The sequence below is a fragment of the Stenotrophomonas sp. HMWF023 genome, from assembly GCF_003060985.1.
GTDB classification, from domain to species: Bacteria; Pseudomonadota; Gammaproteobacteria; order Xanthomonadales; family Xanthomonadaceae; genus Stenotrophomonas; species Stenotrophomonas lactitubi.
In genome coordinates this window covers 22,803-23,424 of sequence record NZ_QAIJ01000341.1, presented here as the reverse complement: position 1 = coordinate 23,424, position 622 = coordinate 22,803, and the positions used below count along the sequence as shown (strand labels likewise).

General features: G+C 67.2%; 1 protein-coding gene. It reads left to right on the top strand.

Translation table 11 applies throughout. The features are described 5' to 3' along the window. Positions 1-622, top strand: a 622-nt coding sequence (locus DBR20_RS23615) for an AIR synthase-related protein (protein ID WP_258223458.1), incomplete at both ends; no start/stop codon positions are given.

Here is a 622-nt window from a genome sequence, read left to right as displayed (position 1 = left end):
CGTGGGAAGCGCCGCGTGCGCTGAACCCGCGCATGGCGCCGGCATTGGAAATCATGACCGACGGCCCGCTCGGCGGCGCTGCGTTCAACAACGAGTTCGGCCGCCCGGCCCTGCTCGGCTACTTCCGCAGCTTCGAACTGCCGGAAGGCGCCGACCTGGTACGCGCCTACGACAAGCCGATCATGCTGGCCGGTGGCCTCGGCGCCATCGATCGCGTGCAGGTCGACAAGATCCTGCTGCAGGACGGCGATGCCGTGATCGTGCTCGGCGGCCCGGCGATGCTGATCGGCCTCGGCGGCGGTGCCGCCAGTTCGGTCGCCTCCGGTGAAAGCGCCGAGGACCTGGACTTCGCCAGCGTGCAGCGCGACAACCCGGAAATGGAGCGTCGCTGCCAGGAAGTCATCGACCGCTGCGTGGCGATGGGTACCAACAACCCGATCAAGTTCTTCCATGACGTCGGTGCGGGTGGCCTGTCCAATGCCATTCCCGAACTGCTGCACGATTCCGGCGTGGGCGGCATCATCGACCTGGGCAAGGTGCCCACCGACGATCCGTCGCTGTCGCCGATGCAGCTGTGGTGCAACGAATCGCAGGAGCGCTACGTGCTCGGTGTGGCGCAGGA